Origin of the sequence: Shewanella sp. HL-SH4 (assembly GCF_051164845.1) — a bacterium.
Lineage (GTDB): Bacteria > Pseudomonadota > Gammaproteobacteria > Enterobacterales > Shewanellaceae > Shewanella > Shewanella glacialimarina.
In genome coordinates this window covers 3151397-3166550 of sequence record NZ_CP195037.1, presented here as the reverse complement: position 1 = coordinate 3166550, position 15154 = coordinate 3151397, and the positions used below count along the sequence as shown (strand labels likewise).

The 15154-nt window shown below is 40.1% G+C and carries 15 protein-coding genes; 5 read left to right on the top strand and 10 right to left on the bottom strand.

The genetic code is table 11. The features are described from left to right. Nucleotides 1–15: 15 nt before the first annotated feature. The 9 genes from nqrE to ACRWQL_RS14870 form a co-directional block, all read right to left on the bottom strand. Entirely contained in the window at nt 16–624 is a 609-nt protein-coding gene (gene nqrE, locus ACRWQL_RS14910) for an NADH:ubiquinone reductase (Na(+)-transporting) subunit E (RefSeq protein WP_226413892.1), read from the bottom strand. 5 nt (nt 625–629) lie between these two features. Continuing rightward, complete coding sequence (locus ACRWQL_RS14905) at nt 630–1262, bottom strand: NADH:ubiquinone reductase (Na(+)-transporting) subunit D (RefSeq protein WP_226413890.1); 633 nt, start codon at nt 1260–1262, stop codon at nt 630–632. Then, nucleotides 1262–2047 (bottom strand): Na(+)-translocating NADH-quinone reductase subunit C, encoded by a 786-nt coding sequence (locus ACRWQL_RS14900; protein ID WP_434950776.1) that lies wholly within the window; start codon nt 2045–2047, stop codon nt 1262–1264. The genes ACRWQL_RS14905 and ACRWQL_RS14900 overlap by 1 nt, the downstream gene beginning before the upstream one ends. Then, on the bottom strand, nt 2040–3239 hold the full coding sequence (locus tag ACRWQL_RS14895; RefSeq protein ID WP_434926900.1) for an NADH:ubiquinone reductase (Na(+)-transporting) subunit B: 1200 nt from the start codon (nt 3237–3239) through the stop codon (nt 2040–2042). Before ACRWQL_RS14895 ends, ACRWQL_RS14900 begins: the two co-directional genes overlap by 8 nt. Beyond that, a complete protein-coding gene (locus ACRWQL_RS14890) occupies nt 3239–4573 on the bottom strand; it encodes a Na(+)-translocating NADH-quinone reductase subunit A (protein WP_434953396.1) in 1335 nt (444 codons plus the stop codon). Before ACRWQL_RS14890 ends, ACRWQL_RS14895 begins: the two co-directional genes overlap by 1 nt. Before the next feature lie 479 nt (nt 4574–5052). Next, complete coding sequence (locus ACRWQL_RS14885; protein ID WP_434950774.1) at nt 5053–7125, bottom strand: hypothetical protein; 2073 nt, start codon at nt 7123–7125, stop codon at nt 5053–5055. A gap of 166 nt (nt 7126–7291) precedes the next feature. Continuing rightward, nucleotides 7292–7801, bottom strand: coding sequence for an S-ribosylhomocysteine lyase (gene luxS, locus ACRWQL_RS14880; protein ID WP_226413880.1), 510 nt, complete (start codon nt 7799–7801; stop codon nt 7292–7294). Between the two features lie 407 nt (nt 7802–8208). Then, the gene (locus tag ACRWQL_RS14875; protein WP_434926903.1) at nt 8209–8508 is read right to left on the bottom strand and encodes a BolA family protein; all 300 of its coding nucleotides are present in this window, start codon (nt 8506–8508) and stop codon (nt 8209–8211) included. A 213-nt stretch (nt 8509–8721) separates the two neighbouring features. Then, entirely contained in the window at nt 8722–9333 is a 612-nt protein-coding gene (locus ACRWQL_RS14870; protein WP_434926904.1) for an alpha-ketoglutarate-dependent dioxygenase AlkB family protein, read from the bottom strand. Between the two features lie 193 nt (nt 9334–9526). Between ACRWQL_RS14870 and ACRWQL_RS14865 the strand changes: the two genes are divergently transcribed. Together ACRWQL_RS14865 and ACRWQL_RS14860 are read left to right on the top strand one after the other, a co-directional pair. Next, nucleotides 9527–10135, top strand: a complete 609-nt coding sequence (locus ACRWQL_RS14865; protein WP_434950772.1) for a PH domain-containing protein — start codon at nt 9527–9529, stop codon at nt 10133–10135. Then, nucleotides 10128–11705, top strand: a complete 1578-nt coding sequence (locus tag ACRWQL_RS14860) for a PH domain-containing protein (RefSeq protein ID WP_434950770.1) — start codon at nt 10128–10130, stop codon at nt 11703–11705. Before ACRWQL_RS14865 ends, ACRWQL_RS14860 begins: the two co-directional genes overlap by 8 nt. 233 nt (nt 11706–11938) lie before the next feature. Here ACRWQL_RS14860 and ACRWQL_RS14855 read toward each other — a convergent pair whose 3' ends face one another. Then, a complete protein-coding gene (locus ACRWQL_RS14855) occupies nt 11939–12370 on the bottom strand; it encodes a universal stress protein (RefSeq protein WP_434931356.1) in 432 nt (143 codons plus the stop codon). A gap of 182 nt (nt 12371–12552) precedes the next feature. Here ACRWQL_RS14855 and ACRWQL_RS14850 point away from each other — a divergent pair, with 182 nt between their 5' ends. The 3 genes from ACRWQL_RS14850 to ACRWQL_RS14840 all read left to right on the top strand — a co-directional run bounded on the left by ACRWQL_RS14850 (nt 12553) and on the right by ACRWQL_RS14840 (nt 15146). Next, a complete protein-coding gene (locus tag ACRWQL_RS14850; RefSeq protein ID WP_434950768.1) occupies nt 12553–13977 on the top strand; it encodes a coniferyl aldehyde dehydrogenase in 1425 nt (474 codons plus the stop codon). A gap of 14 nt (nt 13978–13991) precedes the next feature. Further along, complete coding sequence (locus ACRWQL_RS14845; RefSeq protein ID WP_434953395.1) at nt 13992–14582, top strand: TetR/AcrR family transcriptional regulator; 591 nt, start codon at nt 13992–13994, stop codon at nt 14580–14582. Between the two features lie 186 nt (nt 14583–14768). Beyond that, on the top strand, nt 14769–15146 hold the full coding sequence (locus ACRWQL_RS14840) for a MipA/OmpV family protein (RefSeq protein WP_434950766.1): 378 nt from the start codon (nt 14769–14771) through the stop codon (nt 15144–15146). The last annotated feature ends 8 nt before the right edge of the window (nt 15147–15154 follow it).

Sequence of the window (15154 nt, the reverse complement as noted above, 5' to 3'; positions counted from 1 at the left end):
TCGTCTCAGTATTTCTTACAAAGAAACACCAGAGAACGACATGAAACCCAAAGCCATAAGACCTGCGGTAACAAAGGTAATACCTAAGCCACGTAAGCCATTTGGCACATCAGAATACTTCATTTTCTCACGGATACCCGCTAACAATACAATTGCTAACGCCCAACCGATACCAGAGCCGATACCAAACACTACGCTTTCGCCTAGGTTATAATCACGCTCTACCATAAATGATACTGCACCGAAAATTGCACAGTTAACAGTAATCAATGGTAAGAAAATACCCAATGCATTGTATAAAGGTGGAAAGTATTTATCTAATGCCATTTCCAAAATTTGTACAAGCGCTGCAATCACACCGATGAAGGTAATGAACTTCAAGAAGCTTAAATCAGCTTCCGGTATACCCGCCCAAGCTAAAGCACCAGGAGCAAGTAAACCTTGATAAATAATTTGGTTAGCAGGTACCGAAATAGCCAGTACCACGATAACTGCAACACCTAGGCCCATCGCAGTAGTCACTTTCTTAGACACAGCTAAAAAAGTACACATACCTAAGAAGAACGCCAGCGCCATATTTTCAATGAAAACGGAGCGAATTAATAAACTAATATAATGTTCCATTGCGTTTACCCTTTTGCTTCTACTTGCTCTGGCTTATAAGTACGGATCAACCAGATAAAACCGCCGATCAAGAAGAACGCACTTGGTGGAAGCAGTAATAAACCGTTAGGTTGATACCAACCACCGTCAGAGATTTTACTGAGGATTTCTACGCCGAATAATGAACCATTACCAAATAATTCACGGAAAAAACCAACAGACAATAAAATAACACCGTAGCCTAATCCGTTACCGATACCATCCATAAAACTCATCATTGGAGGCGTTTTCATTGCATAAGCTTCAGCACGACCCATTACAATACAGTTAGTAATAATCAAACCTACGAATACTGATAACTGTTTAGAAATAGCATAAGCATAAGCTTGTAGTACCTGGTCAACCACAATTACCAATGAGGCAATAATGGTCATCTGTACAATAATACGCACACTGCTTGGAATGTGATTACGAATAAGCGAAATAAACAGGTTAGAAAACGCTGTTACCGCTGTTAATGCAATCGTCATTACCAGTGCAGTTTCAAGCTTTGTGGTAACAGCAAGGGCACTACATACACCCAATATTTGCAAGGCAATTGGGTTATTATTGATAATCGGTCCAGTCAGAACCTGTTTAAGTTCTTTAACGTCAGCCATTAGCTTAACCCTCCGTTGCGTGCTTTAGCGATAAAGCTTGCAAAGCCTTCTTTACCTAACCAAAACTGCAATGAATGTTGTACACCGTTACTGGTTAATGTTGCACCAGAAAGTGCATCAACACCGTAAACAGTGCTCGCCACTGCAGGGTTTTTAGTTACACTGATCGCAAAGTTACCTTGCTCATCAAATAACTGTTTGCCGTTCCACAAGGCTTTCCATTTTGGATTTTCAACTTCACCGCCTAAACCCGGAGTTTCAGCTTGGTCGTAATAAACTAAGCCTTGAATCGTGTTCAAGTCAGCTTCCAATGCTAAGAACGCATACATGGTTGACCACAAGCCGTAACCGTGAACAGGTAAAATAACACTTGTTAATTTACCATTATCATCACGAACCAAATACACTACCGCTTTATCGGCAACGCGCTTGATCGAGGCAATGTCATTTTCAGGAATTGATGAAGTACTTAGATCACGTGATGCTTTACGTTGATCATAAGCATTAGCGTCACCTTCGACAAACTCACCGGTTTTCAGGTCGACTAAACGCGCTTCAACATATTGATTATATTTGCTAAGAATATCTGCTTTAGTGACCTTACCTTCTTTAGTATTAATAAGGCTTGCCGCTTCAAGTATATACTTTTGCTTATCAAGTAACTTGTTCTCTTGCTGAATAGGTTTTAATACCACAGCAGCGGTAGAAACAAGCACTGAGCAGATAAGACATAAGCCGACAACAACAAATAGCGTTCTACCGAACGAATCTTTATTACTAGCCACGTGCGATCCTCCGTTTGATATTTGCTTGCACGACGAAGTGGTCAAATAATGGGGCAAATAAGTTGGCAAACAAAATAGCCAACATCATACCTTCAGGGAATGCAGGGTTAATCACACGGATAAACACTACCATCGCACCGATTAACAGACCGTAAGCCCACTTTGCAGAATTGGTAAATGAAGCTGATACAGGATCAGTCGCCATAAACATCATACCGAAAGCAAAACCACCTAACACTAAGTGCCAATACCAAGGCATTGCGAACATAGGGTTAGTATCGCTACCAATTACGTTTAATAATGTTGCAATAGCAGCCATACCTATGAAAACACCACCAACGATTCTCCATGAAGCGATGCGAGCATAAATAATGACTAAACCACCCAGCAAAATAGCAAAGGTAGAAACTTCACCCATCGAGCCAGGAATGAAACCCATAAAGGAATCAATCCATTTTGCATTGTTAGCATAATCAAATGTGCCTTGTGCAGCCAAGCTTAGTGATGTTGCGCCAGAATAACCATCGGCAACAACCCAAGTCGTGTCACCAGACATACTTAAGGGGTAAGCAAAGAACAAGAATGCACGACCCGCTAACGCAGGGTTAAGGAAGTTACGGCCTGTACCGCCAAAGATTTCTTTAGCAACCACAACACCGAATGTAATTCCCAACGCCACCATCCATAAAGGAATCGTTGCAGGTAAAGTTAGTGCGAATAGCACTGAAGTCACGAAGAAACCTTCGTTTACTTCATGGCCACGGACTGAAGCGAATAATACTTCCCAGAAACCACCGACAGCGAAAGTCACCGCGTAGATAGGTAAGAAGAAGCACGCGCCATACCACATCAATGATGTGATCCCAGAGTCAGCGGTTAACTGAGCACCAAATAACTCAAACAAGCCAACTTGCCAAACATCTGGAGTACCGAAGCCAGCAACTAATGCCACTTGCGCTTGAAGACCCACGTTGTACATACCAAAAAACATAGCTGGAAACGTACACGCCCAAACCGTAATCATAATACGCTTTAGATCGATGTTATCACGAACATGGGTTCTACCCTTGTTCACTTTACCTGGAGTATAAAATACCGTGGCAGCCGCTTCATAAAGTGCATACCACTTCTCGTATTTGCCGCCCTTTTCAAATTGCGGTTCAATACGTTCGATAAAATCTTTCAAGCCCATTAGCCTTCCCTCTCGATCGTATCTAAGCAGTCACGTAGATATGAAGCATAGTCATATTTACCTGGACATACGAAAGTACATAACGCCAAATCTTCTTCATCCAACTCAAGAGCACCCAGTCTCACAGCGCCATCATAATCACCCGACACTAAGTCACGTAATAACATGGTAGGAAGAATATCAAGTGGCATTACCCGCTCATAGTTTCCAATCGGCACCATAGCGCGGTCTGAACCACCAGTGCTAGTTGTCATTGGAAATAAGCGAGAAGGACTTAAGTGACCTAAAAATGCACGAGTGACTGAGAATTTATCCGCCCCAGGCATAGCCCAGCCGAATAACTCTTTCTCGTAACCTTCTTCAAGTAAGCTAACTTGCGTGTGGTAGCGACCTAAGTATGCATGAGGCCCGATTGCTAAGCGGCCGTTTAATACTGAGCCAGAAACGACGCGAACTTTGCCTTCATCAACTTCATTTGTCGTTAACTCAGTAATGCTTGCGCCTACTTGAGTACGAACTAAACGAGGCTGTTTTGCTTTAGGACCGGCAATGGCAATAACACGCTCAGTATTTAAAGTGCCCTGAGTGAATAATTGGCCAATAGCAATAACATCTTGATAGCCCACATGCCAAACACTACGAGTAGCTGAAGCTGGAAGAATGTTATGTATGTGTGTACCGACAAGCCCTGCAGGGTGTTTTCCAGCAAACTCAGCCACTTGGGCATTTGCTGCAGGAATATCTGCACCAGATGCTTTACATAAATACACTTTACCTTCAGTTAAACGCGCAAGCACTTTTAAGCCATTGGCAAAATCATCTTTATATTCGGCAATGACTACCACAGGATCTGCAGCAAGAGGTTGTGTATCGATAGCAGTGACAAAAATGCCTTGTGTAGCAGCATCAACTGCAGGCACTTTGCTAAATGGGCGCACACGCAATGCCGTCCACAAACCTGATTCAATCAGATTATCACGAACAACTTGCGAGTCTAACGTGTCTAATGAGCCAGCATCATATTTATTGAACGCAACACAATCGTTACCTTCAACTTCAATGACAACAGACTGAAGTACACGTTTAGCACCTCGGTTAATTTCGGAAATAGTACCACTGGCTAAAGCCGTATATTTAACGCCTAAATTCTTCTTATCTTCAAAAAGAACCTGGCCTTTTTGTACTTTATCGCCCACTTTAATCTTCATCGTTGGACGTAAGCCAATATACTCTTCACCCAAAGTAGCTACGTATCTAATGGCTGGGCCATTATGGATAACTTGCTCTGGTCTACCTGTTATAGGTAGTTCCAATCCTTTCTTAATTGTAATCATATCCACAAGCACTACGTTTGAAGGAAAGACAATGCGCCACGTTCCGCTACAAAAACAATGTGTTAAAAAACACCTCATTCTGGAGCTAGCGCAGGTTTAACACGGAAATGCGATCATAATCACGCTGGTCGCGCGCATTTTACCCCATATATAAGACTATCGCCACGAAAATAATAGGTGTTTTCAAACCAATGCACCAATTTAGTCTTGTAATATAGTACAAAGCGACTGGCGATTATTTATTAGGTCTAAAGCGCATATTTTGTTCCATGCAAACTAAAATATAGCATTAATTTTAAAAGTAATATTTTTAAAATAGGAAGGATTAGAAATAAAGCCCATGCTATTTCAGCATGAGCTTTACACTATCTTTAAAGATGAAATGATTATTTATCAACCAGAACACTGCCCAGCGGATAATTAGCCAACTAACCTATAATAAGCAGGCTAGTTGACAGGTGTAAAATTTACAATCTGAATTAGAATTTACCTTGATAACCAATGTAGGTTGTCATTTCACTTTGAGATAACATTCCCATCTGATAATTTTTAGCGATTAACTCTTCATCTAACAAATTCTCTATGCGGACATAGACATTGTGCGCTTGAGTCATTTGATAATGCGCTGCTAAATCAATTTTAAGTTGCGAGTCAATACCATAATTCCCTAAGGTAAACACGCTGCCAGTTTCTGATTGATACAAGCCATTAGCAAAAATACTAAACTTGCCCATAACCAGACCAATACTGGCGCTAACTTGTTGCTCTGGCACCCAAGGCAATTGTTGGCCATCAGCATAACAACCAACAACGGCATCACAGCTAGACTGACCAAATTCAGCTTGGGTATAGCTATAATCTAACGCCATTGGAATAGAGAAACTATTAAAGTCCATTTTGTAGTCAATCGTTAAATCTACACCTGCAACAGAGACATCTTGTAAATTAACCTGTAATGCCTCCTGCAAAGGAACACAATTAACACCCAATTTACAGGTCATATGCTGATTGTCAAAGTCATGCATATAAGTCGATAAACCGACATTGAAATTTTCTTGTTGATAATTTAATGCCAGTTGATATTGTAATGCCTCTTGTGCTAATTGCTCGGCATTACCGGCACCAGCAGCGGTCCAGGCTTGTTTAGCACTTAATGCTAATAGCCAGGCATCCTTTTTATAAGCAAGTTCAACAGAAGGTAACCAGCCATCATCAGAAAAGTCAGTCGCGGTTAATAAATCTGCATTGTCACCTAACTCACGCGTCACGCTCACACTTTCGTAACCTAAGCCGAAATTTACTGACCAGGCATCATAGTTCAGCTTGGTATTAACCGACGTAGTAAATGCATCTGCATCATCCGTATAATCACCAATACCATATTGCACATCCAGTGCATTGAGGCCTAAATTTTCACTTAATAAGTAATCTATTTTAGCCACTTTCATTTCAGCCTTATCACTATGATAACGCGCTTGGTAGGTTACTTCATGAGCGCCATAAAGGCTGACACCCTTCGTCTGCACACCAAAACCATCAAAATCGTTATTGGCAACCACTGCACTTGTGGGTAAGCCTTGGGAAGTAGGATTGGTTTCAAAATCAGATAATACCTGTAACAACTGACGGTTAATTATTTCGTCATTGATTGTTAACGTGTTATGGCCACGTTGAGCAAAGCTTTGATAATAAAAGTCTGTCGACATAATCGACTGGCCTGATAAATTAACTTGATGCGCTAGAGCATATCGTTGACGCTTACCTTGATCAAAATCCAACGTTGTCGCTGCATAGCGATTATTAGCCGATGTGGTAAAATCTGAGAGGGTTAATCCAATATCACTATTATCAAGTGTCGTATCAGTAAAATGATAACTGAACTCTGTTTTTTGTGGATTTCTAGCACCGACTAAACTGTCAGCGTTGATTTTAAACAGGATATCTGTGGCTTGATGTTTATTATCAATACTAGTATTGAGCCCTGCATCTGTATCATCTTTTTGGTAATCAACGCCCAATAACATGCCATATTGCTTGGTTTTGCCACTGACAATTAAGCCCCCAGCAGGCGATCCATCTTGATCGGCTTCAATATTAATAATCGCATCAGTTTCACGCTCACTGATTTTGGCCGTCAGATAATTAAGTTGCCCAAAAGCGCCCTGCCCACCTGAGTTTACATTGGTGTGCTTGTTGGTTGAGACTGCCGATTGGAGAAATAAGTTCGGTTGAGAAACAAGGTTTTGGCCAGAATAAGGCGCCGCAGAATAAAAAATATTATCTTGTAATATTGCAACGCCATTGGTTGCACCACGAATTGAAATCGCATTCTGCGCATGTTCAACATTGGGAAGGACCGTCACACCAGCTTTGGCCAATACATTGGCCGATTGGCGATAATGAAATATTGACACTCCATCTTGTTGTAAATCAATACGGGAGTTTTTATCTTCAATAGACTCCGTTACTGTGCTTGCTACACTTGGAAAACTGCCAAGCATTAATAATACTGCTGAGGCCACCATTGAAACGCTAAAAGAGCGATCAGACATATCAATCTCCGTATTCTATCTTGTCTTATAAAATGCACTGTTAATGCTATATACAATAACGGTTTAATCCACATAAAAACAGCATCAACCACAAGCTGTTAAAAATTAGTTAATTTTAGGCACAAAAAAACGGCCTAAGCCGCTTTTTTTTGTGTAATAACTGACGTTAAAGCGTGCCTAAAATCTCACCACTTAATGCTAAATCATCATTCTTATTTACGCTAACACCAGCAGCAATAATATTTTTGGCGATATCTTGTGCTTGTTCAAGTGAATGCATCTCATAAGTACCGCACTGATATTCGTTTAATTCCGGAATATCTTTTTGCTCAGTCACTTTTAATACGTCTTCCATTGCGCCTAGCCACGCATCTGCAACTTGTTGCTCGTTTGGCTCACCAATAAGGCTCATATAAAACCCTGTACGACAACCCATCGGTGAAATATCGATAATTTCAACATTGTCGCCATTAAGATGATCACGCATAAATCCTGCAAACAAATGCTCTAAAGTATGAATACCACGTTCACTTAAAATGTCTTTATTAGGAGCACAAAAACGTAAATCAAATACGGTGATTGCATCCCCTTTTGGAGTGCTCATATGTTTGGCAACTCGAACAGCGGGAGCATTCATACGAGTGTGATCTACAGTAAAACTATCTAATAACGGCATTGTGTTCTCCAAAGATAAGGGCGCGCTAACTTGAAACAACTCAAAATGGTCAACACGTTTAACGATAACAGAATCATCATACCATCAACAATGCACAACTCTCTACCAGCATGAATTAAACTCAACTAAGACTTATAGTGATTAATTGTGATAGTTTTTCAGCCGTTTGCTGTTTCGGCATCCGATTAAAACATAACCTCAATGGTTTCTCTATACAGAAATAGGCACTTGATTATCAGTGTCCCTTTTATCTTATTGACAAATGGCGCAATCAGCTCAAGCAAGTCGTATAAATATAGCGTTAATGTAAAGGTAATCAAGCTTAGATCGCAAAAGAATAGTTATGCTAACTTGAAGTTTAATTCAATAAAAAACCCCACTAATCAGTGAGGTTTTAAATGGCTCTATTACCCTTTGCAGTTTGGGGTTCGAGGAACTTCAGCAAGACTTTGCCAGTCTGCTTCAGTATAGGTATTAATTGATAATGCATGTACGCCATTCGCTAATTCATCAGCTAGAATCGCATTCACGCTGCGATGCCGCGCTAATGGACGCTGCCCATCAAATAGATCACTGACGATGACCACTTTAAAATGGGTTTCTGAATTAGGTGGAACATGATGGCGATTACTTTCATTAATCACTTCAAGATGTGATGGTGTAAACGACTGATTCAGTTTATCAGTAATAGTCTGTGCAACTGACATAGCGACCTACTCTTGGGCTCTTAAAAATCGAAGAGTACTGGGTTAAAACGTAAACGTCAAACACTGTGGCGATAAAATGTTAACTCAACAAGAAACAAAGATAGAATTATTAATTCGCGAGAATAGCGGCTGATGTTTTTGACACCAAACAGGCCGCGTCTTGATAACCCTTTAAACCTTATGTGCTGTTTTATAAAACACATTGTGGGTAATTCATAGCTGGTAAAAATAAGGTGTTATCTGCCTAAAAGTAAAATTAATACGTGGAGTATTGACCGTTAAACGCTTAGGCAAACAGTGTTGCCAAGTTTGCTGCATCCCAGGTTGCATAATCAATAAATCGCCCGATTGCAAAGCGTATGACATTTTTTGTTGAGATGCCTTATGACGCACAACAAAGTCGCGACATGTTCCAAGTGTAATGGATGCAATAGCACTATTAGCAACAATTTCAGGCTCATCATCACTGTGCCAGCCCATACATTCTGTCCCGTTAGCATACCGATTAACCAACACGGCATTAAAGTCTAAGTGGCACTTTTGTAATAATGTTTGCCGTAATTTTGACAATACTGGTGGCCAAGGTAAGGGATTAATCAAAGTTTTAGAGTATCGACAATCACACCCTTCATCACCAAACCAAACCTGTGTGCGCGGAATAAAGTGCTTCTTTCCATACACCTCAATTTCTATTTTAGTTAAAGGGTAATCGCTCGCTTCTTGTAATAAAAGCCTTTGCTGACGCTCGGACAGAAAATCTGGCTGGTGCACCACTGGAGGTAACTTAATGTTAGGATCGTGATCAGTAAATAAATCTAACGTCATGTGTGCCACTCTGCTCCATCATTTATAAAACCTAATTATCACCTAAAATGGAACATCACTATCATCTAAAAATGCTAACAATCATCGGAAGAAGCTGATTACAAATAAACAAACTACAACCAATCACCCCTCTATCATGTGACATAAAATGTCGATATAGTGTCTTTCAAGTTTTAATGACTGATGAGACATAATGACTAATCCAGATATACACAGCCAGATGCCACCTGCATTAACAAGCTATGATCATGGTGATTTATTGAATCCCACTCAGCTAACGCCTTTACAGGATTTAGTCCTAAATAAGGTGGACGACAATTATCCTAAGCTGCAACTCTACACCAGTGGTGTATTATTTGGCGCAATAGCCATAGTAACTTGTATTTATATAATACTGGCCTCACCCTTGGATTTGATCAGTCAAATTATTATTTTGCCTATTATTGTAGCCATTGGGGCTTTTGCTACTCGATTGACTTATTTAAAAGCATTAACGGTTTGCTATGGCGTATTTAAAGATGAATTTATTATGCAACAAGGCTTATTTTGGGTATCAACAACCGCACTACCCTACACACGGTTACAACACGTTAATCTATCTCAGGGGCCACTTGAACGAAAATACCAACTTATTACCCTAAAATGTTTCAGTGCGGGATCAGGTGAAGCCGAAATAAATTTGCCCGGATTGCCGGCGGAAGTAGCTGAACACCTTCGCCAGCATTTATTGCATCAAGCGGCGCAGAACCAACAAATAGAACAACAAGTGTTAAATACTGATTTGGATCCTCAACATGACTGATGATCAACCATCAAGCGCACATGAACAAGCCAACATCAAGCAAACGCCGACTTTAACTGATTGGAAAGCATTATCACCTTGGTCGATATTAAGCTTTGTGTTCGGTTCGCTGAAAAACATTCTAAGTAACGGTTATGCTTTAATCCCAATTTTTTATGCTGGTTGGAGCAACGATGTATCGATTGTGTGGGTTATTGATGGATTCATAGTCTTACTTATTTTATTGACCTCATTTGCCTTCATTCAATGGCGAAAATTTCGCTACAGAATAAGTACAGAGCAACTCGATGTAAAACGAGGGCTGTTTTTCACTAAAAAAGATGAAATCCCTCTTAATCGAATTCAAAATATTCGTTTTGAACAACCTTTTTATTTCAAGCCACTCAAACTTGCCGTTTTAGTCATAGAAACCGCTGGTTCAAGTAAAGATGAAGCCAAGCTAACTGCCCTTGACGCTCAACATGCGCAGATTTTAAAGCAGCACTTATTGCAGCTAAATAATGTCAGTGAAACAGTAACAAGCAAGGATGATGAAACTAGCAAAATAGCGATGAAAGCGACGACCTCGGACCAACCGATTATAAAACGAAGCTTGAAGGAGCTGATCATATTTGGTTTTTATCAAAATAACTTTATTTGGTTCGCCATTATTGCAGGTCCTGTAGCTGGACAAATTGAGTGGGAGAAAGTCGCTCAATCTCCCTTAATTAAAGCATCAATAGAATGGGTAAACCAAGCCACACATGATAGTTTCATGCTGCAATTAATCATGATTAGCAGTTTATTTATCATGGGTTACCTACTTTTTTCGGCTATTTCAGTTCTAGCCTCAGTACTCAAATATCATCCATATTCACTCGATAAACATCAACAGACATTGCAACGTAGTGGCGGGGTTATTGCACATCAACAAGATGCATTAGCGATTAAGCGCATTCAGGTTATCCATTTTCAACAACCGTTATTAGCGCGCTTTGTTAACCGCTGGACGCTGTTTTTGAAGCAAGTAAAAGGTAATGAAGTGGAGGAGAGAACCAAGCAACATATGCTTATCCCTTCTATTAAAAATACTGAAATAGAATCGATATTCAGTATGTTACCTTCATTAAGCCCTTCAGTTATTACATTACCGACCGACTACACTGGGATAAATATTGCTTGGTTATATAAAAGAATATGGCTGCCATTTATTCCCTTTAGTATTTTACTTGGCCTATTTTTCACCTTGGATATAGGCATCAAACTGGTTGAGTTCGCGTTTGTTGCAGCCATATTAGTGAGCCTACTGCTTTATATTCGCTATAAGCGATGGGGATATGTGCTAGAACAAGATGCAGTTTGGCAACACAGCGGGTTACTAGGACGAGACTGGAAACGAATTCCATTTGAAAAAATACAACACGTGAAAGTCACGCAGACAGCAAGACAAAAAACACAGCAACTTGCCTATTTAGAATTAGGTTTAGCAAGTGGTGCTATTATACTGCCTTATATACCTATTGAAGTGGCAAACACATTAATAGCCCGATCACTCAATACCGTTTCAACTCAATATAAGCAGTGGATTTAGCAATTACCAAGCATCACTTAACACTCAACAAAATAACGAGTGCCACTGACTATTGTGGCACAGTTATTTTTTTATCCAGGTCATCTTTTTATCTAAGTCATCTTTTTATAGATGAGTACTAATTTTGCCAATAAATAGTCGGTCTTGGTGCTAATGACGGTTAAGTATTAATAATAGAGGATAGATTTAATGGGGAAGTAACTGAGACCATCTAAATCATTTCTACAATTGCACTATTTGACCACCAGTACCGGACAACTTGCTTGATTGGCGACTGATTCAGCAACATTTTCATGTAAAAAATGTGCAAAACCTGTACGTCCATGACTGGCTATCACAACCATACCTATATCGCCTGAATTAGCTTCAGCGACTATTTCTGTGACAGCATCACCTCTACGGACAATGGTTTCAACTGGAGTAGTAATAGTTAACTTAGCGAGCAAAGAGTGCATTTTTTGTGCCGCAGCCTCCTCCATGCTTTTAGCTAACTCTTCTGGAGTTACCGCTAAGATCATATAATTTTCATCACCAAAAGGTTGATCAACCACATGCAAGATTCTTATGCTGACGTTATACAGATTGGCCATTTCAATGGCATATTGCAGTGCATGGGACGCCGTCTCAGAAAAATCTGTCGGCCATAAAATCGTTTTACTTCGCATAATAACCTCCTTAAAAAATGTAGCCTTATTTAAAGTGTAGTCTTTTATCACAACGTCTAAGTGATCTTGGTCAAATACTCAACAGTTATTGCATATCGAGTAAAACCCCCTTAAAATTAGACCGACTAATCAGTCGGTTTATATTTAACCGTATTTTCGATTCTTTTTGCAGGAGTTACCTTATGAATATGGCCGTTGAACACTCACAGTTATCACCACTACAGCAATTGCTTCATTCCCAACGCAGCCAATATTTATCAATGCCTGCTCCAAGCTATACGTCGCGAGTGGCTAAACTGAAACAACTAAAGCAATCACTATTGCAAAATCAGCAAGAAATAGTCACCGCACTCAATAATGACTATGGCCACCGCTCAGAAAACGATACTGTCATTTCCGATATTATGCCTTGTATTAATAACATTAATTACACCCTAAAAAATCTTAAAGCCTGGATGAAACCTAGTAAGCGCCATGCAGGTTTATTACTTTCGCCTTCTAAAGTCTCTGTGCAATATCAACCTTTAGGTGTTGTAGGCATTATTGTGCCGTGGAACTTTCCAGTGATGTTATCAATTGGTCCGCTGATCACCGCTATCGCTGCGGGTAATCGAGCCATGTTAAAAATGTCTGAGTTCACCCCACACATTAATCAAGTATTGCGGGACTTATTAGCACAGGTTTTTGATCAAAATGAAGTCGCATTAGTGGAAGGTGAAGCTGATGTAGCAGCTCAATTCTCAGCGCTGCCTTTCGACCACATTCTGTTTACTGGCTCAACGGTTGTTGGCCGTCATGTTATGCGAGCTGCAGCAGAAAATCTCACCCCAGTGACATTAGAGCTTGGCGGTAAATCACCGGCTATTATTGCCCCTGACATGCCTATTGAAACCGCTGTAGAGCGATTAATTTTTGGTAAATGCTTAAATGCAGGCCAAATTTGTGTTGCACCTGATTATGTACTTTGCCCTGAAGATAAAATTGCCGAATTTATACAAGCCTACCAAGCAAGATTTAACAAAATGTACCCTGACTTTGATAGCAACCCAGATTACGGCAATATTATTAATGATCGCCAATTTGAACGCTTAACGAAAGTGATTGATGATGCCAAGGCAAAGGGAGCGACTGTCATATCAGCTTCTACTGGCAGAGTCACATCTGGCAAGCGAAAACTAGCAACCCAATTAATGACCAATGTGAATGCCGATATGCTAGTGATGCAAGATGAAATTTTTGGTCCTATTTTACCAATTATTAGCTATCAATCGGTAGATGAAGCGATAGGTTATGTCAATCAACGCGATCGCCCGCTTGCACTGTATATCTTAAGTTTTGACGGTAAGACTCAAAATAATATTTTACATCATACCCACTCAGGTGGCGTTTGCATTAACGATACCGTATTTCATGTGGCTGCTGATGACGCACCCTTTGGTGGCATTGGACCTTCAGGTATGGGCCATTACCACGGTAAAGAGGGCTTCCTTACCTTTAGTCATGCAAAAACAGTATTAAATAGCGGTAAAATCAACTCGGGCATTTTAGTTCACCCGCCTTACGGTACTGTGATTCAAAAGATGTTAATGAAGTTCTTTTTACGTTAGGAATAATCCTTGTGATGACTAAAAGCGCGAATAACAAACAAACTGATAAGAAACAAGCCATCTTAGCGTCTGCGTTAGCGCTTTTCGTCAATCAAGGTTTTCATGCCACCTCAACAGCTTCTATAGCCAAAGCTGCGGGCGTGGCAACCGGCACCTTATTTCATCACTTCCCTTCTAAAAACAGTATTATCAATCAACTCTTTCTAGATATTAAACAAGAGTTTGCTGATGCAATAACCCTTAATACGCTATACATAAATGATGTAGAACAAGATGCAAATAGTCTGTGGCAAAATGCCATTGATTGGGCGATTACTCACCCCATAAAACAAAAGTTTTTCCTGCAATTTTCACTGTCAGCGGAAATAGATCCCATTACGCGGCAACAAGCAATGAATAGCATATTAGGGTTTGTTGTCGAGTTAATTGAACAAGGTCAACAACAAAATCTAATTAGCCACTACCCGCTCCCTTTGCTACTTGAAAACTGTCATGGACAATACTTAGCAGCAATCCGCTTCTTTACTGATCATCCTGAACTAGGGTGTGATGACTTACACAGGCAAGCTAGTTTTCAATTGTTCTGGAAAGCAATCAAAAGCTAAACCCAGCCCTTTTTAAATGCCTCTCACTCGTAACACTTTGTATCAGTCATGGGTTAGTTATTAATGCAATAGAGAGATAGTGATAACATACTGTTTATTACGAGCTTCATATTTAACGACTTAGTTTCAATAACTTTAAATATCAACATCTTAATATTAAACATATATAAGGTTATGCCGTCACCTATGCTTAAATATATCCATACAGTTATTTTTATGCTGATTCTCGGCGCGCACTTTACTGCAGCAGCAGAAACAGATCACCCTTGTTTAGTCTCAGGAGACTGTATCACTGAAGGTGAGTGGGACATATCTATCGCCATTGGTTTTGGCCAGAAAACCAATCCATTGCAAGATTATGATGACATTCCACTGTATGTCTTACCATCGATAGCCTATTACGGCGAGCAGTGGTTTTTTGATAACGGCAACTTTGGATATAGTTTGCAAGAAGCCGAAAAGTATTCGCTCAACCTCATCACCAGCTATAGTGATGACAGAGCTTTCTTTTATGATTGGGACCCGAGTAACCTTTTTTTAGCCGAAGCTCTGCAGACAATTTAAACACTATG

What these genes read in the sequence shown, in the direction of transcription:
- luxS (WP_226413880.1), bottom strand. Translation starts at nt 7,801, where the DNA reads ATGCCGTTATTAGATAGTTTTACTGTAGATCACACTCGTATGAATGCT.
- ACRWQL_RS14895 (WP_434926900.1), bottom strand. Translation starts at nt 3,239, where the DNA reads ATGGGCTTGAAAGATTTTATCGAACGTATTGAACCGCAATTTGAAAAG.
- ACRWQL_RS14875 (WP_434926903.1), bottom strand. Translation starts at nt 8,508, where the DNA reads ATGTCAGTTGCACAGACTATTACTGATAAACTGAATCAGTCGTTTACA.
- ACRWQL_RS14870 (WP_434926904.1), bottom strand. Translation starts at nt 9,333, where the DNA reads ATGACGTTAGATTTATTTACTGATCACGATCCTAACATTAAGTTACCT.
- ACRWQL_RS14850 (WP_434950768.1), top strand. Translation starts at nt 12,553, where the DNA reads ATGAATATGGCCGTTGAACACTCACAGTTATCACCACTACAGCAATTG.
- ACRWQL_RS14890 (WP_434953396.1), bottom strand. Translation starts at nt 4,573, where the DNA reads ATGATTACAATTAAGAAAGGATTGGAACTACCTATAACAGGTAGACCA.
- ACRWQL_RS14905 (WP_226413890.1), bottom strand. Translation starts at nt 1,262, where the DNA reads ATGGCTGACGTTAAAGAACTTAAACAGGTTCTGACTGGACCGATTATC.
- nqrE (WP_226413892.1), bottom strand. Translation starts at nt 624, where the DNA reads ATGGAACATTATATTAGTTTATTAATTCGCTCCGTTTTCATTGAAAAT.
- ACRWQL_RS14860 (WP_434950770.1), top strand. Translation starts at nt 10,128, where the DNA reads ATGACTGATGATCAACCATCAAGCGCACATGAACAAGCCAACATCAAG.
- ACRWQL_RS14855 (WP_434931356.1), bottom strand. Translation starts at nt 12,370, where the DNA reads ATGCGAAGTAAAACGATTTTATGGCCGACAGATTTTTCTGAGACGGCG.
- ACRWQL_RS14885 (WP_434950774.1), bottom strand. Translation starts at nt 7,125, where the DNA reads ATGTCTGATCGCTCTTTTAGCGTTTCAATGGTGGCCTCAGCAGTATTA.
- ACRWQL_RS14845 (WP_434953395.1), top strand. Translation starts at nt 13,992, where the DNA reads ATGACTAAAAGCGCGAATAACAAACAAACTGATAAGAAACAAGCCATC.
- ACRWQL_RS14840 (WP_434950766.1), top strand. Translation starts at nt 14,769, where the DNA reads ATGCTTAAATATATCCATACAGTTATTTTTATGCTGATTCTCGGCGCG.
- ACRWQL_RS14865 (WP_434950772.1), top strand. Translation starts at nt 9,527, where the DNA reads ATGACTAATCCAGATATACACAGCCAGATGCCACCTGCATTAACAAGC.